Annotated in this window: 18 protein-coding genes and 1 pseudogene; 11 read left to right on the top strand and 8 right to left on the bottom strand. The window is 61.2% G+C overall.

Annotation, left to right across the window (positions count from 1 at the left end; translation table 11 throughout):
* Positions 1 to 52 precede the first annotated feature (52 nt).
* Positions 53 to 985, top strand: a complete 933-nt coding sequence (locus tag LRO94_RS18435; RefSeq protein WP_122752855.1) for a pyridoxamine 5'-phosphate oxidase family protein — start codon at positions 53 to 55, stop codon at positions 983 to 985.
* Between the two features lie 167 nt (positions 986 to 1,152).
* Positions 1,153 to 1,650, top strand: coding sequence for a hypothetical protein (locus tag LRO94_RS18430; protein WP_179178731.1), 498 nt, complete (start codon positions 1,153 to 1,155; stop codon positions 1,648 to 1,650).
* 32 nt (positions 1,651 to 1,682) lie between these two features.
* On the opposite strand, the gene LRO94_RS18425 is transcribed toward LRO94_RS18430, so the two are convergent.
* Entirely contained in the window at positions 1,683 to 2,150 is a 468-nt protein-coding gene (locus tag LRO94_RS18425) for an Sbal_3080 family lipoprotein (RefSeq protein WP_050442838.1), read from the bottom strand.
* A gap of 457 nt (positions 2,151 to 2,607) precedes the next feature.
* Between LRO94_RS18425 and LRO94_RS18420 the strand changes: the two genes are divergently transcribed.
* Positions 2,608 to 2,949, top strand: a complete 342-nt coding sequence (locus LRO94_RS18420; RefSeq protein ID WP_179178732.1) for a hypothetical protein — start codon at positions 2,608 to 2,610, stop codon at positions 2,947 to 2,949.
* Between the two features lie 37 nt (positions 2,950 to 2,986).
* On the top strand, positions 2,987 to 3,391 hold the full coding sequence (locus LRO94_RS18415; protein WP_179178733.1) for a RidA family protein: 405 nt from the start codon (positions 2,987 to 2,989) through the stop codon (positions 3,389 to 3,391).
* Positions 3,392 to 3,702: 311 nt separating this feature from the next.
* Here LRO94_RS18415 and adeC read toward each other — a convergent pair whose 3' ends face one another.
* Complete coding sequence (gene adeC / locus LRO94_RS18410; RefSeq protein ID WP_179178734.1) at positions 3,703 to 5,121, bottom strand: AdeC/AdeK/OprM family multidrug efflux complex outer membrane factor; 1,419 nt, start codon at positions 5,119 to 5,121, stop codon at positions 3,703 to 3,705.
* A complete protein-coding gene (locus LRO94_RS18405; RefSeq protein WP_095184337.1) occupies positions 5,121 to 5,915 on the bottom strand; it encodes a helix-turn-helix transcriptional regulator in 795 nt (264 codons plus the stop codon). Before LRO94_RS18405 ends, adeC begins: the two co-directional genes overlap by 1 nt.
* 488 nt (positions 5,916 to 6,403) lie before the next feature.
* Here LRO94_RS18405 and LRO94_RS18400 point away from each other — a divergent pair, with 488 nt between their 5' ends.
* Positions 6,404 to 12,667 (top strand): non-ribosomal peptide synthetase, encoded by a 6,264-nt coding sequence (locus tag LRO94_RS18400; RefSeq protein WP_179178735.1) that lies wholly within the window; start codon positions 6,404 to 6,406, stop codon positions 12,665 to 12,667.
* A 12-nt stretch (positions 12,668 to 12,679) separates the two neighbouring features.
* Here the strand turns inward: LRO94_RS18400 and arnT are convergent, their stop codons facing one another.
* Both arnT and pmrG read right to left on the bottom strand, forming a co-directional pair.
* Positions 12,680 to 14,344 carry a lipid IV(A) 4-amino-4-deoxy-L-arabinosyltransferase gene (arnT, locus tag LRO94_RS18395; protein WP_179178736.1) on the bottom strand — a complete coding sequence of 555 codons (1,665 nt, stop codon included), beginning with the start codon at positions 14,342 to 14,344 and terminating at the stop codon, positions 12,680 to 12,682.
* A 171-nt stretch (positions 14,345 to 14,515) separates the two neighbouring features.
* Complete coding sequence (gene pmrG, locus LRO94_RS18390; RefSeq protein ID WP_032887292.1) at positions 14,516 to 15,196, bottom strand: lipopolysaccharide core heptose(II)-phosphate phosphatase PmrG; 681 nt, start codon at positions 15,194 to 15,196, stop codon at positions 14,516 to 14,518.
* 269 nt (positions 15,197 to 15,465) lie between these two features.
* On the opposite strand from pmrG, the gene LRO94_RS18385 reads away from it, so the two are divergent.
* The 6 genes and pseudogenes from LRO94_RS18385 (at position 15,466) to LRO94_RS18360 (ending at position 21,560) form a co-directional block, all read left to right on the top strand.
* Positions 15,466 to 16,134: an ABC transporter ATP-binding protein gene (locus LRO94_RS18385; RefSeq protein ID WP_032887293.1), complete on the top strand. Its 669-nt coding sequence runs from the start codon at positions 15,466 to 15,468 to the stop codon at positions 16,132 to 16,134.
* Position 16,135: 1 nt separating this feature from the next.
* Positions 16,136 to 18,598 (top strand): ABC transporter permease, encoded by a 2,463-nt coding sequence (locus tag LRO94_RS18380; RefSeq protein WP_179178737.1) that lies wholly within the window; start codon positions 16,136 to 16,138, stop codon positions 18,596 to 18,598.
* Positions 18,588 to 19,649 carry a lipocalin-like domain-containing protein gene (locus tag LRO94_RS18375; RefSeq protein ID WP_179178738.1) on the top strand — a complete coding sequence of 354 codons (1,062 nt, stop codon included), beginning with the start codon at positions 18,588 to 18,590 and terminating at the stop codon, positions 19,647 to 19,649. The genes LRO94_RS18380 and LRO94_RS18375 overlap by 11 nt, the downstream gene beginning before the upstream one ends.
* A 137-nt stretch (positions 19,650 to 19,786) precedes the next feature.
* Positions 19,787 to 20,503 (top strand): annotated as a pseudogene (locus LRO94_RS18370) (hypothetical protein); the annotation flags it as partial.
* A gap of 88 nt (positions 20,504 to 20,591) precedes the next feature.
* Positions 20,592 to 20,972, top strand: coding sequence for a hypothetical protein (locus LRO94_RS18365; RefSeq protein ID WP_095184343.1), 381 nt, complete (start codon positions 20,592 to 20,594; stop codon positions 20,970 to 20,972).
* A 207-nt stretch (positions 20,973 to 21,179) separates the two neighbouring features.
* Positions 21,180 to 21,560, top strand: a complete 381-nt coding sequence (locus LRO94_RS18360) for a hypothetical protein (RefSeq protein WP_032888179.1) — start codon at positions 21,180 to 21,182, stop codon at positions 21,558 to 21,560.
* A 317-nt stretch (positions 21,561 to 21,877) separates the two neighbouring features.
* Here the strand turns inward: LRO94_RS18360 and LRO94_RS18355 are convergent, their stop codons facing one another.
* From LRO94_RS18355 to LRO94_RS18345, 3 genes are all read right to left on the bottom strand, one after another.
* Positions 21,878 to 22,978 carry an SMP-30/gluconolactonase/LRE family protein gene (locus LRO94_RS18355; RefSeq protein WP_179178739.1) on the bottom strand — a complete coding sequence of 367 codons (1,101 nt, stop codon included), beginning with the start codon at positions 22,976 to 22,978 and terminating at the stop codon, positions 21,878 to 21,880.
* Positions 22,975 to 23,652 (bottom strand): sterol desaturase family protein, encoded by a 678-nt coding sequence (locus LRO94_RS18350; RefSeq protein WP_122680579.1) that lies wholly within the window; start codon positions 23,650 to 23,652, stop codon positions 22,975 to 22,977. Before LRO94_RS18350 ends, LRO94_RS18355 begins: the two co-directional genes overlap by 4 nt.
* A gap of 76 nt (positions 23,653 to 23,728) precedes the next feature.
* Positions 23,729 to 24,592, bottom strand: coding sequence for a LysR family transcriptional regulator (locus tag LRO94_RS18345; protein WP_179178740.1), 864 nt, complete (start codon positions 24,590 to 24,592; stop codon positions 23,729 to 23,731).
* Positions 24,593 to 24,627 lie beyond the last annotated feature (35 nt).

The following is a 24,627-nucleotide window of genomic DNA, read 5'->3' as shown; positions in this document are numbered from 1 at the left end:
TCTGTTGGCGGGCAGGGCGCAGCATCGCAGCATCTAACGGGAGGTCATCGCCATGAATCCAATCGAACTATCCCCCTGGCATGCCGGCGAACGGCAGATGCAGGAAAGCGCCGGCGTCGCTGAGCGCATGGCTGTGGTCGGGCCCAAAGTAATTCGTGATCACTTGCCTGAGCAGCACCGGGATTTCTACCCTTTGCTGCCATACCTGTTGCTGGGTGTGGTGGACGAACAGGGCATTCCGTGGGCGACGATGGTTGAGGGCGCACCGGGTTTCGCCCATTCGCCCGAGCCGCAGACCCTGCAAATCGACAGTCTGCCCAATACCAGCGACCCCGCTCGCAATGCCGTGCGGCAAGGAGCGTCCGTGGGGCTGCTGGGCATCGACCTCAACACCCGCCGTCGCAACCGCATGAACGGCCGCATCGGCGCCCTGGATCACGAGGGTTTTTCGGTGGACGTGGTGCATACCTTCGGCAACTGCCCCAAATACATCCAACTGCGGCCGGTGGACGGTATCGCACGCAAACCCGGCACCGTGGCCGAGCGCTCCAGCAACCTCGACGCTGGCGCCCAAGCGATGATCCGCAACGCCGACACCTTCTTCGTCGCCAGCTATGTGGACGCTGAAGGCGAACGTTCGGTGGACGTGTCCCATCGCGGCGGCAACACCGGCTTTGTGCGCGTCGACGGCAACGTGCTGACCATCCCGGACTTTGCCGGCAACCTGTTCTTCAACACCCTGGGCAACCTGGCAGCCAACCCGGTGGCGGGTCTGCTGTTCATCGACTTTGATTCGGGCGACGTATTGCAGATTGCCGGAAGCACCTCGCTGATCCTCAGCGGTCCCGACGTGGCAGCGTTTGAAGGCGCGCAGCGGTTGTGGACGGTGACCGTGGAACACGTGGTAAGGCGCCCGGCGGCGTTGGCGTTGCGTTGGGAGTTTGAGCAGTTTTCGCCGTTCAGTCTGGCGATGGGGGGGTGGTAGTGCGCGTGCCGTTCTGGTCGAAGTGAACCCTGTACTAATGACCACAGGTAATAAGAAACGCGTGTTTAAACCTGTCATAAGTCACAGGTTACAACTCACGTTTATTCCACTTCAATACCGGTTGAAAGCGCGGCGACCTCACATTGATAGTGGAGCGGGAGATCAACATGTTTGAAGACATCGAACTGTATAAGTCTAATAAAGGGACGGCCACCGGTACCATGAACGGCAAGGTCGTCAGCCTGAGCGATGATCAAACGTATCCCTTTAAGGCGACATGGATCTACCGTGACAACCAAAATGGGACGTTGAGTTTACGTGGCACAGTGGATGATCTGGAAAGCCCTGGTCGGACATCGCTCATTGGACTGGCACTCACTCCTGAGAGCGCTCCCAGCGGCACCTATAGTATCGGCGTAAACCCTGAGAGCGCTCACAGCGACACCTGTAGTGTCGGCGCAAACCCTGTGACGCTGACGTTGCTTTACATGACTTTTATCCGAGACACCGGTGTCACCACAGATTACGAAGGGATTGAGGGTTGGGTTGAGTTGAAAAGCGCCTATCCTGCAAAACCGATCAGCGGAAAGCTGTGGTTTAAAACAAGACCACGCGTGGGACGTGCGTACGAGGTCGAGCTGGACTTCAATATCCCAGACTTTTAAGACGTAGAGCTTCAGGTGCTTGTCGGTTTAATTCAGTCTGGCACTGAGGGAAGGTCAGGCCGGGTCGTACCGTAGACCACTTCCGGGAACAGCTGGTTGGTCATCTCGATGATCTTGTTCTGTGCGTCGATAAACTTGCCCATCCGCGCGCCACCTGAAGTCGAGTCGTACAGCGCCTGGCCGACCTGGCGGCCGTTCTCGAACACCTGGATCTGGGCAAAGCTCATGTACAGCGCCATGTCCCAGCTCCATTTGCCAATGTAGGTGGTCGACAACGCACAGCTGGCAGGCGGGCTCCCGGGCGGCAATTCGCGGGTGTGAAAACCCTTGCTGCGCAGTTGCGCGGTGTAGGTGGTGTTGAATCCTTCGCGCAGGCCTTCTGCGGGGATCGTGCAGATCTCCGGGGACTGGGTGGTGGACAGGGAAACTGGGGTGACGGTTTGCGTGATGCTGCAGCCGGTAAGGGCCAGGGCAAGTGCGGGAGCTGCGATCAGGCGCATAGTGACGTCCATGTGGGGAGTAATGGCTGGATGATAGCAGTGAAGTCCTGATGGCGATTACGATCTGCAGTGCTCAGCGTCGCGAGTGCACACATTGTGTTGTGGCAAGCGGGCTCTTTGTAGTGAGCAGGCTTGCCCTGCGCTGGGTTGCGCAGCAGCCCCAAAACCCATCACTGCGGAGTGTCTGGCAAACGGCATTCCTCAGTACTGGGGCCGCTTCGCAGCCCAGCGCAGGGCAAGCCTGCTCACCACAATAAACCTGCTCACGTCCATGTGGGGAGTAATGGCTGGATGATAGCAGTGAAGTCCTGAGGGCGATTACGATCTGCAGTGCTCAGCGTCGCGAGTGCGCACATTGTGTTGTGGCAAGCGGGCTGTTTGTGGTGAGCAGGCTTGCCCTGCGCTGGGTTGCGCAGCAGCCCCAAAAACCATCACCGCGGAGTGTCTGGCAAACGGCATGCCTCAGTACTGGGGCCGCTTCGCAGCCCAGCGCAGGGCAAGCCTGCTCACCACAAAGAGCCTGCTCACCACCACAAGTCCACTCACCATCGCGGCCACTTCTTCTTGTGTGATTGCCAGCCGTGCGCAACTGGATGGCATTGGGTGGTATTTTCATTTGCCGGGTTTTCTTTTGGAGTCATTTTCAGCGCAGCTGCTGTACGCGCTGGGTGGGGCGACGATCAGAAGAATGCGTGTCGAAAACCCGGACTTTATTCTGCTTAACCGAACGAGCGGTGTTTGTCTCATTGGCTTTGCTGCCTGGCAGATGTATCGCTTATTGAGACATGAAACTGTTTGAGTCAGCCTTATGCTCCAACTAACAACAAGGACCCGTTATGCAACGCAATGTCATCAATCCCGCAAGCGTATTCAACTCTCTGCAATATGGCTTCAGCCAGGCAATTGAGGTTCCCGTTGGCCGGCGCATTCTGCTTTCAGGCCAAGTCGGGGTGGATGCCCAGGAGCGTACGGTCGGCCCAGGCATGGCGGAGCAAATTGCTACCTCGCTGGACAATATCGAAAAGATCTTGGCCGAGGTCGGTGGTGATCTGTCCCATGTGGTGATGCTGCGGCTATATATCGTCGAGTCCGCACGTGATCAGCAGGAGCCGATAGCTGAGGCCTTGCGTGAGCGCTTTCCCCATAACCCGCCGCCTTCTTCGTGGATTATCGTCAGCGGCTTGTCGTTGCCGCAATGGTTGATCGAGGTCGAGGCGGAGGCGGTGATTACGCTGAAGTAGGGCTTCTCGATCATCGTTGTGAGCGGGCTTTCGTAGTGAGCAGGCTTGCCCTGCGCTGGGCTGCGCAGCAGCCCCAAAACCCACCACCGCGGAGTGTCTGGGAAGCGGCATTCCTCAGTATTGGGGCCGCTTCGCAGCCCAGCGCAGGGCAAGCCTGCTCACCACAATAAGTCTGCTCACCGCAGTAGGCCTGCCCACCACAATAAGTCTGCTCACCACAGTAGGCCTTCTCACCACAATAAAGTCTGCTCACCACAGCAAGCCTGCTCACCACTGTAGGCCCGCTCGACAGCACTCACCCGACAGTTCCGCTAGCGCTGGCTCGTCAGCACCGCCCCATCCCCCCATGCACCGCCCAGCGCGGTATACAGGTTCACCTCCGCCACCAGCTGCGCCAGCCGGTCCACGATCAATGCCTGTTGCGCGCTGAACAGCGAGCGCTGGGCATCGAGGAAGGTCAGGTTGCTGTCCACGCCGCTACGATAGCGGTGTTGGGCCAAGTCGTAATACGCCTGGTTGGCGGCGACGAAGTCCCGTTGCGCGTTGAGTTGGTCGGTAAAGGTCTGCCGGGCCGCCAGGCCGTCGGCGACTTCCTGGAAGGCGGTCTGGATGGACTTTTCATACTGCGCCACGCCGATGTCTTTTTGCAGCTTGGCGTAGTCGAGGCTGGCGCGCAGGCTGCCGGCGTTGAAGATCGGCAGGTTGATTTGCGGCTGGAAGGTCCAACTGCCGGAGCCGCCCTTGAACAGCCCCGACAGTTCGGTGCTGGTGCTGCCGGCGTTGGCCGTAAGGCTTACCGACGGGAAGAATGCCGCACGGGCGGCGCCGATATTGGCGTTGGCCGCGCGCAACTGGTATTCGGCCTGAAGGATATCCGGGCGGCGTTGCAGCAGGTCCGACGGCAGCCCGGCGGGCACACGGGCTATCAGGTCATCCGCCAGAGGACGGGACGGCAGGGTTTGGTCCACCGGGCCGCCCACCAGCAGGGCCAGGTTGTTGAGGTCTTGCGCAACCTGGCGCTCATACCGTGCCACGCTGGCGCGGGTGCTTTCGACGCTGGTGCGCGCCTGCACCACGTCCAGGGCCGAGGCTTTGCCCGCCGATTTGCTGCGGCTGGTCAGGTGCAGGCTGTGGTCGTTGGCCGCCAGGGTTTGCTGGGCCAGGGCCAGCAGTTCCTGGTCGGCGCGCCAGGTGAGGTAGGCATTGGCAACGTTGGCCACCAGGCTCAATTGCGCACTGCGCCGTGCCTCTTCGGTGCCCAGGTAAGTGAGCATCGCCTGTTCGCTGAGGCTGCGCACGCGGCCGAAAAAATCCAGCTCATAAGCGCTGATGCCGAGGGTGGCGGAATAGGTGGACGTAATCGCCGGTTTACCGGTGCCGTTCACAGCCCCAGGCACACGCTGACGGGTGCCGGCACCTGTGGCGGACACCGCCGGGAACAGATCGGCCCGTTGGATGCGGTACTGCGCCTGGAATGCCTCGACGTTCAGCGCCGCCACCCGCAGGTCACGGTTATTGACCAGCGCATCGCGGATCAGCTGTTGCAGTGCGGGGTCATGGAACAACTGCTGCCAGTCCGAGGAGGGCGTCAGCGTGCCGGCCTGTGCCAGCGCATACACACCGCTCTGGGGGTACTGGCCAGGCGTCGGTGCTTCGGGCCGCTGGTACTCGGGGATCAGCGAGCAGCCACCCAGCACGAAGACCATGCCGGTGAGGGTGAGTTTTTTCATCAAGCGCCTACCATCCATTTGGCCAAACCATGCCGGCCACTCACACCCAGCTTGGCGGCGGCGCGTTTGAGGTAGGTCTCGATTGAGCTGTTTTTAACACTGAGTTTTTCCGCCAACTGCGGCACGGTGCCGCCGGTCAACAGCCCGAGGCACACCTCCTGCTCGCGGGCCGACAGGGTGATGTCTCCGAGAGAAAGGCGCTTATAGAACTCACGCTGCAATTGCGATTGCTCAAGCAGTGTATGGCCCGGCTCGGACTGGTCGTGCGGCGCCTGGCGCAGGATCTGGGCGTGGCGTTCGATCAGCGGCAGCAGCGTGTCCGACAGGCACTTGAGAAACGACAACTCGGCCAGGGAAAACCCGCGCTGGGTCGGCGGCCGGTAGAACGAAATCACGCAGCGCCGGCTACCCTGGCGCGACACGAGGTTGCACTGGTGCGAGGTGCCGCGCGGGTGTGCGCTGTTGGGTCTGGCGTTCATCTGGATCAGCAGTGGGTCCTGCATGCTGAGCATTTGCAGCAGCAGCGGGTGGTCATCCAACTGGCACACCGCCAGGGGCGGCGGCAAGTCCTGCTTCTGGCCGGCGCTGCCGAGCAGCTTGATATCGAGCACGCGATCGCGCAGCTCGTCGAGGGTCCACTCACTGAGGTCCACCAAGTGGATCGGCACCCATTTGCTGACCAGATGCAGCATATGGTCGGCAAACGCCTCATGGCCGCTGTGTGCAATCAATTCACCCATTTCAGCGAAGAAATTCGGGCTCTGTGTGTTACCCATGCTGCGCTTCAAACTCATAGCCATCTCATCCTTGATGTCGAAAACCGTCAACGAACTCCCTGGGCCTCTGGGGGGCGATCCGTTCCTCATGAACGAGAGTCGGCACTCGAGATTTTATTTAGCCAGGGGATTCTTCCTACGTATGTAGCGGAAACGAGGGACACAAACTGCCATAAAAACCACGTCATTAATTTGACGTTTCTGAGAGCTGTTTCCGACTAAGTGAACGGCTGAGTCTTTTTGAATTTAACTTAAGTTTCTGATTTACATAGAAAATATATTTATCGAGATGAGGTTGTAAAAAATCAGTAGCGACCGCGTATAGCCAATTTCCTACAGCTCTTTAATCGTTTCAGCTGTGAACCTTCAGTCAACCGGGATCCATCCATTTGAATGTCCGGGTTTAGGGTGACAGACAGCCCCAACCCCCCATGCTCAAATCCGGCAATTTCGCCGTAATGGGGCTCCCTGCGCGGCCAGTGCCTGACACCCATGAGAAGGATCTTATGCAGCAATTTTCCAGCCTGCCGGCCAGTTTTCCCCTCACCGCGGCCCAACAGGACATCTGGCTCGACCAACTGCGGATGGGCGATTCGCCGCTGTACAACATCGGCGGTTATGTCGACTTCGAAGGTGCAGTGGTGCCTGAATTGATTCAACGAGCTGTCGAGCAGTTGGTGGCCCGGCACGATGCGCTGCGCACTCAACTGCACAGCGACGACCACGGCTTGCCTCGACAAACCTTCGCCCCCGCGTTGTTGACCGAAGTGGCGCAGCACGATTTATCCGCATTGCCCGACCCGCAGGCCGCCAGCCAGGCCTTGATGCAGGCGCACATGGCGCGGCCTTATCAGAGGGAAGGCGCGCCGCTGTTCCACTTCTTCCTGATCAAACTCGCCGACAACCACTACCGCCTCGGCACCCAGGCCCATCACGTGATCCTTGATGGCTGGGGTTTTGGCCAGATGCTGCAATCCCTGGCGCAGCTCTACACCGGCCTTGAACAAGGCCGTTCATCGGAGCCGGCGGCACCGTCCTATATCGACTTTATCGACGCCGACCAGCGCTACCGCAACTCGTCTCGCTTCGTCCGCGACCGCGCCTACTGGCTGGACAAATACCAGGTGCTGCCGGAACCGTTGCTCACGCCCAAGCACCTCGCTAACGCGACCAGCAACACCCTGGCGCAACCCTTTTCGGTTGCTTTGCTTGACCGCATGGAACAGGTGGCCAGCCGTTATCAGGCCTCGGCGTTTCATGTGCTGTTGGCGGCGATGTATGTGTATTTCACCCGCACCGCCCAGCGCCCGGATTGGGTGGTCGGGCTGCCGATTCTCAACCGCTCCAACGCGCGTTTTCGCGCCACCGTAGGGCTGTTTGCCCAAGTCAGTGCGGTGCGTTTTCAGTTCGATGAACAACTGCCGTTCGGCGCCTTGGTGCGCGGCGTGCGCGACCAGCTCAAGCAGGATTTGCGTCACCAACGGTTTCCGTTGAGCGAGATGAATCGCGAACTGGGCCTGCGCCGTGCGGATCGCGCCCAACTGTTCGACCTGTCGGTGTCCTTCGAACAGGACGACCATGAACTGCGCTACGGCGCCACCCAGGCCCGCGCGATCAAGGTGTCCAACCACCATGAACCGCTGCCGATTGCCATCCACTTGCGCAGCAACCGCTGCCAGGGCACCGCGACGCTGCATTGCGTGTACAACGAGGCGTACTTCCAGCACGACGAGGTGCTCGCCTTGGCCCAGCGCTTTACCGGGTTGCTGGAGCAAGGGCTGGATAACACCGAGTTGCCTGTCGGTGCGTTCTCCATGGTCACGCCCGCCGAACAGGCCCGACTGCACGAGTGGAACGCCACCGCACAGCCGATTGCGCAGCCGCACACCCTGCACGCACGCATCGAAGCCCAGGCCGTGCGCACGCCGGACGCAGTGGCCGCGATCTACCAGGGCCGTCAGTTGACCTATGCCCAACTCAATCAAAAAGCCAATGGATTGGCCCATCAACTGATTGAGCTGGGCGTGCAGCCCGATGATCGCGTGGCGGTTCTGGCCCGGCGCAGTTTGGACACGCTGGTGGGCCTGCTGGGGATCCTCAAAGCCGGCGCCTGCTACGTGCCGGTCGACCCGGCCCATCCCGCTGAGCGCTTGAGCTATCTGCTGCAAGACAGCGCGCCGATTGCGGTACTCACCCAGCACGATTTGCGGCATCGCCTGCCTGCCCTGGCGCTGCCGGTGGTTGAGTTGGACCGACCGACGCTGCAGGTGGGTGCCAACCCGCACGTTGCGGTCAAACCGTCGAACCTCACCTACGTGATCTACACCTCCGGCTCCACCGGCTTGCCCAAGGGCGTGATGGTCGAACACCACAGCGTCTGTAACCTGGTGGACTGGCACTGCCAGGCCTTTAATCTGCAGGCGGGCAGCCACACCGCCAGCGTCGCCGGCTTCGGTTTTGACGCGATGGCGTGGGAAGTCTGGCCGGCGTTGTGCGTGGGGGCCACGTTGCACCTGCCGCCGGCCCATGACGGTGCGGAAGACATCGACGCGCTGCTCGGTTGGTGGCGCGCGCAGCCGTTGGACGTGTGCTTCCTGCCGACCCCCGTGGCCGAATACGCCTTCAGCCAGCGTTTGGAGCATCCGACCCTGCGCACCTTGCTGATCGGCGGCGATCGCCTACGCAGCTTCACACGCGCACAAACCTTTGACGTGATCAACAACTACGGCCCCACCGAGGCCACCGTGGTTGCCACCTCCGGTCGCGTCGATGCGGGCCAGCCGTTGCACATCGGTGCGCCCGTCGCCAACGCGACCGTTTACCTGTTGGATGACCAGCAGCGCCCGGTGCCCATTGGCGTGGCGGGGGAGTTGTACGTTGGCGGTAAAGGCGTGGCGCGCGGTTACCTGAACCGCCCGGAACTGAGTGCCGAACGCTTTCTCGACAACCCCTTTGCGCCGGGCCGGATGTACCGCACCGGCGATCTTGCGCGCTGGCTGGCCGACGGTCAGCTTGAATACCTGGGCCGCAATGACGACCAGGTGAAAATCCGTGGCATGCGCATCGAGCTGGGGGAGATCGAATCGGCCCTGGCCACCCACGCGGACGTCCAGGAAGCCGTGGTGCAGTCTCGCGACGGGCAATTGCTCGCCTGGTTTATCCCATGCCAGGCCGTCGACATCGAAACCCTGCGCACCCATCTGCAAAACTCATTGCCGGACTACATGCTGCCAGCGGCCTACATGCCCCTGGACGCGTGGCCCTTGACCGCCAACGGCAAACTCGACCGCAAGGCACTGCCGGCGCCGACCCAGGCGGCATTCGTCACTCGACGGTTCGAAGCGCCGCGCGCCGGTGTGGAGGCCGTCCTGGCGCAGCTTTGGGCCGAGCTGTTGCAGGTGCAGCACGTGGGCCGTCACGACCATTTCTTCGAACTGGGCGGGCACTCGTTGCTCGCGGTGCAATTGGTGCAACGCATGCGCCAGGCCGGTTTGCGCGCCGATGTGCAAGTGCTGTTCGGCCAGCCGACGCTGGCGGCGTTGGCGGCGGTGAGTGAAGGCAGCGAGGTGCAAGTGCCGGCCAATCGCATCCCTGCTGACTGCCGCCACATCACCTCGGATTTACTGGCGCTGACCGAGCTGGATCAAACCAGCGTGGACGGCATCGTCGCGGCTATTCCCGGGGGCGCGGCCAACGTGCAGGAAATCTACCCCCTGGCGCCGCTGCAGGAAGGTCTGCTCTACCACCACCTCACCGATGAGCACGACCCGTACCAGCAACAGGCACTGTTCAGCTTTGAACGGCGCGAGCAATTGGACGCCTTTGCCCAAGCCTTGCAACAGGTGATCGACCGCCACGATATTTTGCGCACCAGCCTGGCCTGGGAAGCCTTGGAGCAGCCGATGCAGGTGGTGTGGCGCGCGGCGCGCTTGCGTGTTGAGCCGTGGCGTGAGGGTAATAGGCCTTTGGACTTGCGCCAGGCACCGTTGATGGCGCTGGACTATGCCGAAGCGCCCACGGGTTGGGTCGCCCGATTGCGCTTTCATCACTTGGTGAACGACGCCACGTCTACCACGATTCTGATGCAGGAAATTCGCGCCCATCTGCTCGGCCAACAAGCGCAATTGCCGACGCCGGTGCCTTATCGCACGGTGGTGGCGCAGTCTCGTTCACCGGCGCGCCAGGCGGCCCATGAGGCGTTCTTTCGTGAACTGCTGGGGGATGTGGACGAGCCTACGTTGGCCTTCGGCCTGCAGGAGCGCCAGGCCAATCGTAGCGACACCGAAGAAGCCCAGCGTGCCCTGAGTGATGACCTCAATCTGCGCTTGCGTGCTCAGGCCCGTAGTTTGGGCGTCAGTGCAGCCAGCCTGTTCCACCTGGCCTGGGCCCAGGTGCTCAGCCGCGTAGCGGGCCGTGATGATGGCGTGTTCGGCACCGTGTTGCTCGGCCGTTTGCAGGCAGGCGAGGGCGCCGACCGGGCCTTGGGCATGTTCATCAATACCCTACCATTGCGTCTGCATCTGGCCGGGCAAAACGTGGCGGACGCATTGCGCGACACCCATCGCCAACTCAGCGCCTTGCTCGCCCATGAGCAAGCGTCGCTGGCCTTGGCCCAGCGTTGCAGCAGCGCGACTCCGCTGTTCAACAGCCTGCTCAATTACCGTCATACCGATGCCGAGCGCGACCTCGTCCTGGTGCCGGGCATCGCTTTGGTCAGCGCCGAAGACATCCTCAGCTACCCGCTGATGCTCAGCGTGGACGATACCGCCAGCGGTTTTCATCTCAAGGCCAAGGCACCGCGCAAGGTCGGCGCCGAGCGAATCCTGGACTACCTGGAAACGACGCTGATCAACCTGGCGGATGCATTGGAAAATACACCGCAAGCACCGTTGCGGGACGTGCAGGTGCTGCCCGCCCGTGAAGTGCAGACACTGCTGTTGGACTTCAACGCCACCGCAACCGACTACCCCGAAACCCTTACCGTCCAGGCGCTGTTCGAAGCCCACGCTCGCCACATTCCGCACGCGGTGGCGGTGCAGGCCGGCGAGCAGAAACTGACGTATCGCGAACTCAACGAGCGCGCCAATCGGCTGGCTTTTTACCTGCGCGAGCGTGGCGTGCAGCCGGATTCCCGCGTGGCGCTGTGCGTCGAGCGCGGCCTGGACCTGGTGGTGGGGTTGCTCGCCATCCTCAAGGCCGGTGGCGCCTATGTGCCGCTGGACCCCGGTTACCCCCGCGAACGCCTGGCCTATATGCTCCAGGACAGCCAACCGGTGGCGCTGCTGGTGCACGCGGCCACCCGCGACTTGCCGGGTGAAGTCGCCATCCCGGTGATCGACTTTGACCACTGTGCCTGGAGCCACGCGCCGGAGGGCAACCCATCGGTGCCGGGGCTGAGCGTCGCCAACCTGGCCTACGTGATGTACACCTCCGGCTCCACCGGCACGCCCAAAGGCGTGATGATCGAACATCGCGGCCTGGGCAACCTGATGCACTGGGGCTCGCAACTGTGCCCTAACGCCGAGGGCGGAGCGCTGTTGCAGCGGGCGCCGTTCAGCTTCGACGGATCGGTCTGGGAGCTGTTCTGGCCGCTGGCCAATGGCATGCGATTGGTCCTGGCGCGGCCCGATGGTCATCGTGAGCCGGCCTACCTGGCACACGTGATTCGCGAGCAGCAGATCACCGTGATCAAATTCGTACCGGCGATGTTGCAGCAGTTCCTTGAGTTGGAAGAATCCGCCCTGTGCACCAGCCTCACCGATGTGCTGTGTGGCGGCGGCGAGCTCACCGAAGCCCTGGCCCGTGGCGTGCAGGCGCGCTTGCCCAAGGTGCGCCTGCACAACGTCTATGGCCCCACCGAAGCCACTGTAGACAGCAGCGCCTGGACCCTGGAGCCCGGCGCGCCAGTACCCGCGCTGCAATTGCCCATTGGCCGGGCGATCAATAACACGCGCCTGTACGTGCTGGATGCACACGACGCGCCGGTGCCCATGGGCGTCAGCGGCCAGTTGCATATCGGCGGTGTCGGTGTGGCCCGTGGGTATCTGGGGTTGGAGCAGATGACGGCCGAGCGCTTTATCGACAGCCCGTTTGTACAAGGTGATCGGCTGTACCGCACCGGCGACCTGGTGCGCTATCTGCCGGACGGCAACCTGGAATTCCTCGGGCGTAACGACTTCCAGGTCAAGCTGCGCGGCGTCCGTTTGGAACTGGGGGAAATCGAATCGTGCCTGTTGGCACATCCGGCGCTGCGTGAGGTGGCGGTGTTGATTCGTGATGAGCGTCTGCTTGCCTACTTCACCGTGCGCGGCCCGGCGCCGAGCCTGGAAGACTTACGCACCCATGTGCTGGCGCAGTTGCCGGAATACATGGTGCCGTCGGCCTTCGTACAGCTTGATGAACTACCGCTCAACCCCGCCGGCAAACTCGACCGCAAGGCCCTGCCAGAACCGGGGTTGGAGGCGGTCCTCAGCCGCGCCTATGAAGCGCCCCAGGGCGAAGTGGAAACCTTGATGGCCGGGATCTGGGCGCAGGTGCTCAAGCTGGAGCGGGTAGGGCGCCACGACCACTTCTTCGAACTGGGCGGGCATTCGTTATTGGCCGTGAACCTGGTGGCGCGCCTGCGCAAAGCGGGGTTGGAGGTGGATGCGCGGACGTTGTTCAGCCAGCCGACGCTGGCGCAGTTGGCTGCGTGCACGGTGGCGCAGGTGGTGAAGGTGGAGGTGCCGCAGACGGCGATTCCGCAGCTCAATCGTCGGCGGCGGATCTGAATATGAAAGCAGTCAATGTGGAGCAGGCAACTGCGGATACAGGATCAGTTCCAGGTACCCCTTGGAATAACGCTTGCCTCCAAGCGGCAGTTGCCCGGCCTCGCGCATTTCACTGGTGCTGTTGACGCGCATCAGCACGCCTACCGAGCCGTGTTGGCGCGCGTCGTTCAGCCAGGCCTGTACCTGATCCAACTCGATTTTTCGCGTGCCTGAATCTGCGAACTGCAAGCCGTAGCGCAACTCGCCCTCGGTGTCATACAGCGCCACATCGGCGCGTTGCAAGCGCCAGGCCAAGGCGCTGGCACTGCCCAGTTCGTTGCTCAACAGGGCATGGGTATGTTGCAACTCGTCCAGGTGTTCCAGCACGAACTGGTCGGGCATTTCGTTATCGGCGATCTGCGCCGGCATGCTCGCCGGCAGGAGGATCACCAGCACGCCGATGCCCAAGGCCGGCATGGCCCACAGCGTGAGCGGACGAAAGGCTTGCAGCAGGTTAGTGAGGATCCACACCAGCAACACGATAAAGGCCAGGGACAGGCTGAACATTTCGGCATGGCTGTTGCTGTACAAGGGCTTGGCGATTTGCAGGTAGATCAGGCCGATCATGGTCGCCATGCCGATCACGAAGTTGAGCAGGCCATTGCGGCTGATCTGGCGGGCGCGGCCGTTGCGCAGCAGGTCGCTCAAGGTGTGGCCCATCAGCAACGCCAGGGGCAACAGGCACGGCATGATGTAGGTCGGCAGCTTGCCGTTGCTCAAGCTGAAAAAGCCCAGGGGCAACAGCAGCCATAGGGTCAGGAAACCGATGGCTGGCTCGCGTTTTTGCTGCCAGGCCTGGCGCAGGGTGCTGGGGAGTAGGCCGGCCCAGGGCAGGCAGGACACGGCGATGATTGGCAGGAAGAACCACCAGGGCCTTACGTGTTGCGCGTCGTCGGCGCTGAATCGGCGGATGTGTTCATTCCAGAAAAAGAAGCGCCAGAAATCCGGTTCCTGGTTGTGGATCGCCAGGACCCAGGGCAAGCACACCAGCACTGCGACGCCAATCGCCAGCGGGCCATACCGCAGCAGCTGACCCAGGCGCCGCTGCCAGAGCACGTACGGCACGGCAATCAAGACCGGCAGCGCCCACGCCAGGAAGCCCTTGGTCATAAAACCCATGGCACAGGCAAACCCCAATAGCGTCCAGGCTCCCAGTCGGCCGCGCGACGTGCGGCTGTCGAGGGCGAACCATAGCGCCACCAGGCTTAGGTTGACCCACAACGTAAACTGCGGATCGAGGTTGGAATACCCCGCTTGCCCCGCCACGAGGCCAAAACTCAGGTACAGCAGCGCGCAGGCGAAGCTTTTGCGCGGATCGCTCCACAGGCGCCGGGCGATCAGGTACGCCAGCAGCACGCTCAATCCGGTGGTCAGGGCCGAGGCGATGCGTGCACCGAACAGGTTCTGGCCAAACACCGCTTGGCCCAGGGCGATCAGCCAATAACCGGCGGCGGGTTTTTCGAAATAGCGGATGCCCATGAAGTGCGGCGCCACCCAATTACCGGTCTGCAGCATTTCCTGGCTGATCTGGGCGTAGCGGGTTTCATCCGGGATCCACAGGCCGTGCAGGCCCAAGGGCAATAAATAGAACGCGGCGAAGGCGAGTAACAATAGGTACAGCGGATTTAAACGCGTCATGAAAACGTCGCTCCTTGACGTTTAAGGCCAGGGTTTTTAAGTAATAAGCTCATCGTGCAAACAGTCACTGCGGTCACTAAGTAACAGGAGAGAGTCAGGGGGTGCTTAATTAAAAGGCGCAACTAAACATGCCAGAACAGGGCTGTCTTGTTGCTGAACACAGGCAATGACTTAGAGGTGTTTGAGCGCAGCCGGCCAGTCCGGATTGTTCATGATGCCCAGGGTCTTGAATTTACCGTTGGGCAACACTTGCACGAACAGGGCGCTGCCGTACTCGGGGAATGCCGCATGGGGGAAGCCCTGGGTTTTTTCGAAGTCGGCGATGCAGCCACTGTGCGTCACAAATACCAGGTTGCGTCCCGGCTGTTTGTGGCTGAGCAGTTCTTCACCCATGGCGGCGCCGCAGACGGCCTGCTGGCCGGAGGTCAGCTCGTTTTTACCGAACATAAAGCGCAAGGTCTGGGCGGTACGGATGGCCGGGCTGGCGAGTACGTCGCTGCCTTCCATGCCCAATGATTTAAAGGCGTTGCCGAGGTTTTCGGCGTGTTCGCTGCCGTTGATCGTCAGGCCTTCAACTGGCCCCAGGCACGGATTGGTAGAACGGTCGCAGCGCTCTTCATGACGCACCAGCACGATCACGTCGCCGTCACGCCACAGCGGCATAACCTGTGAGGTCAACAGACTGTTGCCCACGCCAAGGTCCCGTGGCGAGGCCGGCCAGAACAGGCTGCAAGCGAGCAGCACGGTGATCACGGCAATGCCTGGATACAGCCGTTGCAGGCGCTTGAAAAAAGTCCGGGGCGAGCGCGGTTTGGTCAGGGTAATGTCTACCACTTCATTCACCTTGGACATTGTTGGCAATGTTGTATTAGTTAGGCGCAATGTGTTGGCGAATAGCCGCAGTGGAGCAGAAGGCTGTCACAGGGCTGCTGTCTTTTCGCTGAACATGGGGCGGTTAAAAGTTATCAGGCGTGGCAACTTAATAAGTGGTCGACGCGTGACGCATAACCGGCAATTTAGAGGTGGGCGAGTGGGCATCCGGTGAAATCCATGTGAAAAATTTGCGTGGCCCCAAGGCGCAGCCGTTATTCTCGATGGCCGCCCATCAATCGAGTGCTCCCATGCTGCAGGCGCAAGGTGTCTTCAAAAGCTATGCCACCCCTCAAGGCCCGTTGGCGGTGTTGGCAGGTGTGGATTTGCACCTGGCCGCACGCAGCAGCCTGGCGTTGATGGGCGAGTCGGGCAGTGGAAAAAGCACCTTGTTGCACTTGGTGGCGGGGCTTGATCGGTTGGATCGCGGCAGTATCCAAGTGGGTGAGCAACGCCTCGACCAGATGAGCGAGGCGCAACTGGCTCACTGGCGGCGCACTGAAATTGGCCTGGTGTTCCAGCAGTTCAACCTCATTGGCAGTTTGCGCGTCGACGACAACCTGGCGTTCCAGGCCCGGCTGGCGGGGCGCTTTGATCCGCTCTGGCAGGCGCAGTTGGTGGAACGCCTGGGCCTGGGCGACTTGCTCAAGCGCTATCCGGAACAGCTCTCGGGCGGCCAACAACAGCGGGTCGCGGTAGGGCGTGCCTTGGCGTCGCGGCCAGGCTTGCTGTTGGCTGACGAACCCACCGGCAACCTCGACGAAGCCACCAGCGACGAGGTGTTGCAACTGATGCTGGACCTGTTGCGCGACAGCCCCACCAGCTTGTTGATGGTCACCCACAGCCCCCGTATCGCCGCACGGCTGGACCAGCAGGTGGTGTTGCATCACGGCCGCGTCCTGCCTGCGGATGCTCGCTGAAATGGCGGTGTTTTATTGGACACTACGCGCGTTGCTCAGCCATTGGCGGCGCCACCCGGTGCAGTTTTTCAGTGTGCTCACCGGCTTGTGGCTGGCCACCGCACTCTTGACCGGCGTGCAGGCCCTCAACAGTCAGGCGCGCGACAGCTATGCCCGCGCCAGCCAGTTGATCGGCGGCGAACCCCAAGCCAGTCTCAGTGCGCCGGACGCTGCCAGTTTCCCGCAAACGCTGTTTGCCGAACTGCGCCGCGCGGGTTGGCCGGTGTCGCCGGTGGTGCAGGGGCGGTTGCAGCTCAAGGGGCATGAGGACGTGCGCCTGCAATTGATGGGCCTCGACCCGCTGTCGTTGCCCGGCAGCGGCGCGGTAGCGGGGCAGCGCTTGAGCCAGGCGCAGATGCTCGCCTTCTTTGACCCTCCGGGGCGTACCTGGATCGCGCCGCAAACCTTGCAGGCCCTGGGGCTGCACGAAGGGCAGCAACCCCTGGTGCTGAACGGGCAACGCCTGCCGCCGTTGCAAGCCCAGCCGGACATGGCGCCCGGGATGTTACTGACCGATATCGGCTTTGCTCAACCTGTGCTTGAGATGCCTGGGCAGCTGTCGCGGCTGCTGCTGGACAAGGCCTTCGCCGCCAGCCATCCCACGCCTCCCGCCGGGCTGCAACTCCGGCAGGGCGAGGACAGCAACTTGGCGCGCCTCACCGAAAGCTTCCACCTGAACCTTGATGCGCTGGGCTTCCTGTCCTTTGTGGTGGGGCTGTTTATTGTGCACGCCGCCATCGGTCTGGCCCTGGAGCAACGCCGCGGACTGCTGCGCACCTTGCGTGCCTGTGGGGTCAGTGCGCGTTTGTTGATCCTCGGGCTTGGGGTGGAATTGGGCGCGTTGTCGCTGCTGGGCGGCGTGCTCGGCGTCGCCAGCGGATACCTTCTGGCCAGCCTGCTGCTGCCGGATGTGGCTGCCAGCCTGCGCGGCTTGTATGGCGCCGAAGTGCCGGGACAGTTGAGCCTGAGTCCATGGTGGTGGCTGGCGGGGTTGGGCTTGAGCCTGTTGGGTGCTTTACTGGCCGGTGCCAGCAGCGTGTGGCGGGCGGCGCGCTTGCCGTTGCTGGCGCTGGCCAACGCCCAGGCCTGGCACGAGGCCCATGGTCGCTGGTTACGGCGTCAGGGATGGGTCGCCGGAACGGCATTGCTGATCGCGCTGTTGGCGCTTTGGCTGGGCGACAGCTTGGCGGCGGGGTTTGTATTGATGGCGACCTTACTGCTCGGCGCGGCCTTGGGCTTGCCGGTATTGCTCAACGGGCTGCTCAAGGCCGTGTTGGGGCGCAGCCGTTCAGTGCTTGGCCAGTGGTTTCTTGCCGATTGCCGCCAACAACTGCCGGCTTTGAGCCTGGCACTGATGGCGCTGCTACTGGCCCTGGCCGCGAATATCGGCGCGGGCTCCATGACCTCGGGCTTTCGCCACACCTTCAATCATTGGCTGGAACAACGCCTCACTGCCGAGCTGTACCTCAACCCGCAAACCCCGGCCCAGGCGGATCAGCTCAGCACTTGGCTGGCGCACCAACCGCTGGTGCAGAGGGTGTTGCCTACCTGGCAGATCGCCGTGCAAGTGCAGGGCTGGCCAACGGATCTGTTCGGGGTGGTCGACGATCCGACCTATCGCGAGCACTGGCCCTTGTTGGACGCTGCCGATGCACCTTGGGACCGGTTGCAGCGTGACGACACCTTGATGCTCAGCGAGCAGTTGGCGCGCAGGCTTTCAGTCAGGCTCGGGGATTCGATTGATATCCCCACGCCTCAAGGCCTCTGGTCACCCAAGGTGGTGGGGATTTACGCGGATTACGGCAATCCCAAGGGGCATATCCTGGTCAATTCCGAACACCTGCTGGCGCACTGGCCGACGCTCTCACCCGCGCGCTTCAACCTGCGCGTCGCGCCGTCTGATGTAGCGCCACTGGTGCGAGAAGTGCAGCGCGCATTTGCCCTGGACGACAGCCGCATCGTCGATCAACAGCAACTCAAGGGCTGGTCGAGCCAGGTGTTCGAACGCACCTTCGCCGCGACTGCGGCCCTCAACAGCCTGACCTTGGGCGTGGCCGGCGTAGCGCTGTTCATTAGCCTGCTGACCCAGAGCCAGAGCCGCCTCGGCCAACTCGCACCGCTATGGGCGCTGGGCGTGACACGTCGACAATTGATGTTGCTGAACCTGGGCCAGACCTGGCTGCTGGCGGTGCTCACCCTAATGTTGGCGTTACCGCTGGGGGTGTTATTGGCATGGTGCCTGGACGCGGTGATCAACGTGCAGGCCTTTGGTTGGCGGCTGCCGCTGCAGGTGTTCCCGTGGCAGCTCGCACAATTGCTTGGGCTGGCGATGCTCGCCACATTGTTGGCATCGGCCTGGCCGTTGTGGCAGCTGTACCGCAGCCGTCCGGCGGATTTGCTGAGGACCTTTGCCCATGAAGATTAAGGCGTTGATGTGCGCGTTATTGCTGCTGGCGGCTTGTGACAAAGCCCCCGCGCCCCAAGAGAGCTTTGCAGGCCTGGGCAGCGATGCGGCGGACTTTGCCCAAGTGCTGCCCGGCAAGGTGTTCAGCTTTCCCGAGGACCATGGCCCCCATGACGGTTTTCGCATCGAGTGGTGGTACGTCACCGCCAATCTGAAGGACGCCCAAGGCAATGTGTTCGGCGTGCAATGGACGCTGTTTCGCAACGCCTTGAAAGCCGGGCCGACCCAGGCCGGCTGGCGGGATTCGACGGTGTGGCTCGGCCATGCCGCCGTCACCTCCGCCAACCGCCACTACGCCGCCGAACGGCTTGCCCGTGGCGGCGTTGGCCAGGCCGGTGCCCAGGCAGCGCCGTTCAATGCGTGGATTGACGATTGGAACTTTGCCAGCCGTCCTGGCGCGGCCAGTGCATTGGCGGATATGCAACTCAAGGCCAGTGCAGAGCACTTCGCCTACGACTTGCGGCTGACCTCCAGCCGTCCATTGGTGTTGCAAGGTGACAACGGCTACAGCCGTAAATCCGACCAGGGCCAGGCGTCGTATTACTACAGCCAGCCGTTCTTCACCGCCAATGGCAGCGTCAGCATCGATGGCACAACCTATCAAGTCACTGGCCCGGCGTGGCTCGACCGCGAATGGAGCAGCCAACCACTGAGCGCCAGCCAGACTGGTTGGGACTGGTTCTCCCTGCACCTCGACCGGGGCGCGCAACTGATGCTGTTTCGCGTACGCCAGAAGGACGGCGGCGGTTATCTCACCGGCACCTGGATCGACGCCCAGGGACGTACAGAGACTTTGCATAACGCTGACATCCAGCTGACACCGCTGGAAACCACGGCCATCGATGGGCGCAACCTGCCGACGCGCTGGTCGCTGAAAATACCTGGCAAACAGCTGGATATCACCACTGAAGCCGTCAACCCGAACGCCTGGATGAACCTGAGCATTCCGTATTGGGAAGGGCCGGTGAGGTTTGACGGGGGCGTGGGCTACCTGGAAATGACCGGGTATTGAGGGTACTTCCGTAAGCGCTTGTCCGCGTTGACGTAGGTAACTTCCCAAATGTTATCCAGCCTTCCTCGGGTTGTGTCCGGGATGTATCTGCTTGCTTATATTTCGACGCCATCTTCATTGCATCCCGGATGTAAGGCATGGCGCAGAGCTATCTCAACGACCGCACGATGGACTATCCGAGTGTGAAATCCCGCTTGATGGGTAGTGCTCCGAGCCGGCAGCGTTCTGATCATTTTGATGTGTTGAATCGGCACCTGCGCCATGGGCTGGTGACGCCGGGTCAGATGGTGATTATTCCCGATGCCTACAGCGTGACGTGTTCGTTGGAGGAGGCCTGGTTGATGCGCCGGGCGGAAGAAATTCACCGGCAGTTGGCGCAAGACGCGTCAGTCGGAACGGCGGTGATCAATAACTATGACTTGCTGCAGAGCTTTCTGGCGTACAGCTCGATCGGGGTGGGCAGCGTGACGTCGGCGTGGTCGCGGCATCTGGACGCGGTGGCGCATACGCTGGAGGACATTGAGCGGTTGCATCAGCGCTTTCGGGACGGCGGGTTGGACCGGCAGGCATTTTTTCGCCAGCGCCAGGTGTTGTTGTCGCTGCTGGACACCCAATTGCAAGGCGCGGCGCGCTATGGCACGGGTTTGCGGGGCAATCAGGGGTTGAAGAAGCTGCTGGGGATTTCCACGAAAAGCTATCTGAAGAAGGGTGAGATCGCCGGGTACGCGCAGCGGATTCGGGAGATCGCGCAGATGTCAAAGTGGTTGGGCAAAGGCACGTATGTGGGGTTGGCGCTGGACGTGGGCGTGGCGGGATTGGAGATCAAGGAGGCGTGTGTGACGGGGCGGGAGGCTCTGCTCTAGGTGATAAAGGTGCGTTACTGGGTGGAAAGATTCTAGAGGTTAATGGTGAGTTGATCTTCGAGCCACAGGAAGCTTAATCGTGTCGTTTTTTCTTGCCTTTACCCTTGTGCATTTTGTTGGGATGTTTGTCGTTTTGGGGCTGATGCTGTTTGCCGAATACACAAAACTGGACAAGGTGGAGAGTTATTTCAGTCAGAACGAAAGAGTCCGCGACAATAAGCGATTCTGGAGACGAAACCAGTGGATCGACAGGCAATACCGCATGTTGTTGATGTTTGAGTACCTGTCAGACTCAGCGCGTCATGTGAAAGCAGGTGTGGTGACTGAGGCCGAACTGGCGTCTGTTCCGTTAACACTCAGGCGTTGGGTGTTGTGGCCCTATTATCTCGGCTTAATTTGGACTATCGCCACAGTCGTCTGGGTCGTTTGGCGAAGATGGTGCGACATCCCGATTGACTGAAACTTAAAGGGTGCGACCAAACTGCTCCTGCATTCACTCCCTTGGCACTTAAGCGTTGGGCCGTATGGCCATACCGTCTCGCGATGATTTGGGCTATCAGTTGAGGTTATTGGTGCACTTGGCTATAGGGAAAGCGTCCTGTTCTTTTTTTTAAAACACTCTAGAGGTCGATGGTGACTTGATATTCCAGCCAGAGGGGGCTTAGCCATGGATTTTTTTCTGGTCTATACCGTTGTCTGGTTTGTCGGGACGTTTGTTTTCTTAGGATTGGTACTGTTTGCCGAATATACGAAGCTCGACGAGCTGGAAAGTTACTTCAGTGAAAATGAAAAGGTTCGTAGACATAAGCGTTTTTGGAAAAGAAATCAGCGAATCGACCGGTATCATCGCATGGGGTTGATGGTCGACATTCTGTCGATGCCCAAGGCCTTCCTGAAAGCAGGCCTTGTGACTGAGGCCGAACTGGCATCTGTTCCTTTAGCGCTTAAGCGTTGGGCGTTGTGGCCGTATCGTCTTGGTTATGTTTGGACTATTGCCGCAGTCGTCTGGGCCGTTTGGCGAAGCTGGTGCGACATCCCGATTGACTGAATCTCAACGGGCAGCTTGACTGCATACATAGCTGTCGGCCTACGTGGTTGACCGGGCGACTTCAGATTAAAGGCAGAAGCGCGGCAGCCTTAGAGTCGATCGATTTTTTAGTGAACTCAGTCCAGATGTGCGATGGGGCCTGACCCCAGTGGCAGTGGGTCAGTCATAGATGTATCAACTGACACTCCCTCATCGCGGGCAAGCCCACTCCCACATTTGATCTTCATGCATCAGATAGACCTCCGGCTGGCTTAGGCTTGTTCTCTGCTTTTAATTTTGATCTCAGGCGTCCCGTCCGGACCAAACTGACCCTCTCTTCACTCCGGCTTTAACGCCAGTTGCAACGGCACGCGCGCCATGCTCGTGTTCGTCAACGAGCCCAGGTACAACCAGTCGCCATACTCCCGCGCCGTGGTAATCGGTGAGTAGTTGTCCGCGCTGCCATCCTGCAAGTTGGCGATGACCTTGCCGTTGGTATCCAACCCCAACACAAAGGCTTTGCGCTCGATGGGCTTGGGCACCACCATCAGTGCGCGCACCATCACTTTGCGCAGCAGTGGGTAGCCGGCGAAGCTGTCCAGCAACGGGTTGCGCGGTGAGTAGAGCGCTACCCAGAAACGGTCCCGGCCATTGAAACTCAGGTTGTCCGGCAGGCCGGGCAGGTTGTCGATAAACAGGTCGTGGCTGCCAGTACGTTCGCCTTTGAGCCAGTAACGGCTGATGCGGTAGGCGCCAGTTTCATTCACCAGTACGTAGCTTTCGTCCGGGCCCAGGGCTACGCCGTTGGCGAATTGCAACTGGTCGAGCAACACCTCGGTGTTGCCGTTGCTGAAGTCGTAACGCAGCAGCCGCCCATCGCCGCCATGTTCGATCACCGCTTCGCCGTCCTGCCCATAACCCCAGCGGCTCGACGCATCGCTGAAATACCCATAACGGCCGCTGGCGTCCACGATGACGTCATTGGTAAAACCGAAGGGCGCGCCATTGGCGCTGGTGCTCAGGGAAGTGAGTTGGCGGTTCGAGTCCAGCGCGAGCAGGCCTTTCACCCCATCGGCAATGATCAAGCGCCCATCCGGGTGCATCGCCAGGCCTAGTGGGCGACCGCCCGTATTGGCCAGTACTTCCAGGCTTTGACTGTCGGGCGATGTGCGGATGATGCGCCCGTCATGCAGGCCGCTGATGAGCAAACCCTGTGCATCCAACAGCAACGCCTCCGGTCCGGCGATGTCCTGGGCGCCGATTTTCTGTACAGCCTTGAGTCGCTGGTTTTCGGCGAAAGGGCCATCCTTCATCGATGGCGCTTTGGGCGGTGACCAGTTCACCGGTTGTACCTTGGTGGGCATCAGCAGCAGAAAGGCGACCACCGCCAGCAGCAACACAAACAGCAGATGGCGCAGTTTTTTTGGACGGGTACTCATGACGATTCCTGGTTGTCGTTGGGGTTCGGCTCCCAGTGCAGGGTGCCGAACAGGTAATCCATCAGGGGAAGGACGATATTGAAATTGCGCCCCTGCATCAGCTCGCGGCGATGGTGCAAGGCATGCAGCCGGTGCATCTGGCGAATCCACGGCAGGCGCGCCACCGGATGCTCCGCAGGCAGGTGCTCGCAGGCGTGGAACACTTCGTAGAACAGGTAGCCCAGGAGCATGCATCCGGCAAACAGCCCAGCAACGTTGGGGCTCAGTTGCTTGAGCAGCCACCAGGCGGGGAGCGTGATGGCCAGGCTGTGCAGCACGATCAACCAGGCCGGGAACAGGATCACCCGCCAGTCCCGTGGGCTGTCGTAAGTCATGTGGCCAGGGGTGAAGAAACTGTGGTGGTCACCGGTATGGCGTGCGTAGAACAAGCGCGCAAAGGCGTGTTTGTGATGGCCGAGATGGCGGTGCACGAGGTAGATGCAGAGGTTGAAGAACAGCAGGGTCAACGGCACGGTCAGCCATTGCAGCGCTGTGATCTGCTCAGTGCTGGACCAGGCCAGGGTAATGCAGGCGATGCCGTAACCCAGTACAAAAAAACCATGAAGCCAGGGGTTGTAGCGAGCGGAAACCGCGGCGCGGTAGCGGGCACGGAAAGCCTCGGTAGCGTCGGGCATGGTCGGGACTCATATTATTTTTGGGTGGTGACTGAGCTTAGTCCGCCTTCGCGATTGTGCGAGTCCATAGTCCGTTTCACAGCAGCGGATCCCAGCGTTGCGACCAGTCACCTTCGGCCTTGACCACGTCGCGCAGTAACTCCAGGGCCTGCTGCAACACCGCCGAATCCCGTGCCCGCGAATACACCAGGTAGGTTGGGAAACTGAACTCCGGCGCCTTGGCCACACGCTGCATCACACCGCTGTCCAGATAGCTTTGCACCACCCGCGTGCGGAAATACCCGGCGCCGCCGTTTTCGAGGATGTACTGCAAGGCCAAAGGCCCGAGGTTGAAGCTCACCGCAGCGCGGGCCTTGTCGGGCAGGGCCGCGTCATGTTGCTGGCGAAAGCCCGGGCCCCAGTCGATGTAGACGTACGGCGCCGGCTTGCTGACCAATTGCACCAGGATCAGCTTTTCTTCCAGCACCTGCTCCACCTGCAACCCCGGCCAGTACTGCGGCTGGAACACCAACGCAGCGTCGAGCACGCCCAGTTCCAGTTGGCGCAACAGGTATTCGCCTTCACGCACTTCGGTGCGCAATGCGTGGCCGGGAATATGCTCGCGCAGCGCCTGGGCCCAGCCGAGCATCAGCGGGTTGCACAGGCTGACCTCTCCGCCGATATGCAGCACATTGCGATAGCCATCGGGCAACGGCAGGTCGCGGCGCGCGGCTTCCCAGGTTTGCAGCAACTGGTTGGCGTACACCACGAAGGCCTCGCCGTCAGCAGTCAGGCGTGCACCCGCGCGGTTGCGGATGAACAGCGTACTGCCCAGTTGGCTTTCCAGGCTTTTGACCCGTGCGGTGATGGCGGTCTGGGTGACGTGCAGTTTCTCGGCCGCCGCCGCGAGGCTGCCGCAGCGGGTGATTTCGAGGAAGGTGCGTGCCAGTTCGATGTCCATGAAAACCCCTGGGGATGAATGGGGGGCATTGTAGA

Source organism: Pseudomonas sivasensis (assembly GCF_021391435.1).
In the GTDB taxonomy this organism is placed as follows: domain Bacteria; phylum Pseudomonadota; class Gammaproteobacteria; order Pseudomonadales; family Pseudomonadaceae; genus Aquipseudomonas; species Aquipseudomonas sivasensis.
Note: the sequence above shows the minus strand (reverse complement) of the source record. Positions and strands in the feature narration are given on the sequence as shown.

Excerpts from the sequence above, each read along its gene's own strand:
- LRO94_RS18430 (WP_179178731.1), top strand. The coding sequence starts at position 1,153 with ATGTTTGAAGACATCGAACTGTATAAGTCTAATAAAGGGACGGCCACC.
- LRO94_RS18425 (WP_050442838.1), bottom strand. The coding sequence starts at position 2,150 with ATGCGCCTGATCGCAGCTCCCGCACTTGCCCTGGCCCTTACCGGCTGC.
- LRO94_RS18405 (WP_095184337.1), bottom strand. The coding sequence starts at position 5,915 with ATGAGTTTGAAGCGCAGCATGGGTAACACACAGAGCCCGAATTTCTTC.
- LRO94_RS18350 (WP_122680579.1), bottom strand. The coding sequence starts at position 23,652 with ATGCCCGACGCTACCGAGGCTTTCCGTGCCCGCTACCGCGCCGCGGTT.
- LRO94_RS18415 (WP_179178733.1), top strand. The coding sequence starts at position 2,987 with ATGCAACGCAATGTCATCAATCCCGCAAGCGTATTCAACTCTCTGCAA.
- arnT (WP_179178736.1), bottom strand. The coding sequence starts at position 14,344 with ATGACGCGTTTAAATCCGCTGTACCTATTGTTACTCGCCTTCGCCGCG.
- LRO94_RS18375 (WP_179178738.1), top strand. The coding sequence starts at position 18,588 with ATGAAGATTAAGGCGTTGATGTGCGCGTTATTGCTGCTGGCGGCTTGT.
- pmrG (WP_032887292.1), bottom strand. The coding sequence starts at position 15,196 with ATGTCCAAGGTGAATGAAGTGGTAGACATTACCCTGACCAAACCGCGC.
- LRO94_RS18345 (WP_179178740.1), bottom strand. The coding sequence starts at position 24,592 with ATGGACATCGAACTGGCACGCACCTTCCTCGAAATCACCCGCTGCGGC.
- LRO94_RS18355 (WP_179178739.1), bottom strand. The coding sequence starts at position 22,978 with ATGAGTACCCGTCCAAAAAAACTGCGCCATCTGCTGTTTGTGTTGCTG.
- LRO94_RS18380 (WP_179178737.1), top strand. The coding sequence starts at position 16,136 with ATGGCGGTGTTTTATTGGACACTACGCGCGTTGCTCAGCCATTGGCGG.
- LRO94_RS18435 (WP_122752855.1), top strand. The coding sequence starts at position 53 with ATGAATCCAATCGAACTATCCCCCTGGCATGCCGGCGAACGGCAGATG.
- LRO94_RS18360 (WP_032888179.1), top strand. The coding sequence starts at position 21,180 with ATGGATTTTTTTCTGGTCTATACCGTTGTCTGGTTTGTCGGGACGTTT.
- adeC (WP_179178734.1), bottom strand. The coding sequence starts at position 5,121 with ATGAAAAAACTCACCCTCACCGGCATGGTCTTCGTGCTGGGTGGCTGC.
- LRO94_RS18400 (WP_179178735.1), top strand. The coding sequence starts at position 6,404 with ATGCAGCAATTTTCCAGCCTGCCGGCCAGTTTTCCCCTCACCGCGGCC.
- LRO94_RS18385 (WP_032887293.1), top strand. The coding sequence starts at position 15,466 with ATGCTGCAGGCGCAAGGTGTCTTCAAAAGCTATGCCACCCCTCAAGGC.
- LRO94_RS18420 (WP_179178732.1), top strand. The coding sequence starts at position 2,608 with ATGCCTCAGTACTGGGGCCGCTTCGCAGCCCAGCGCAGGGCAAGCCTG.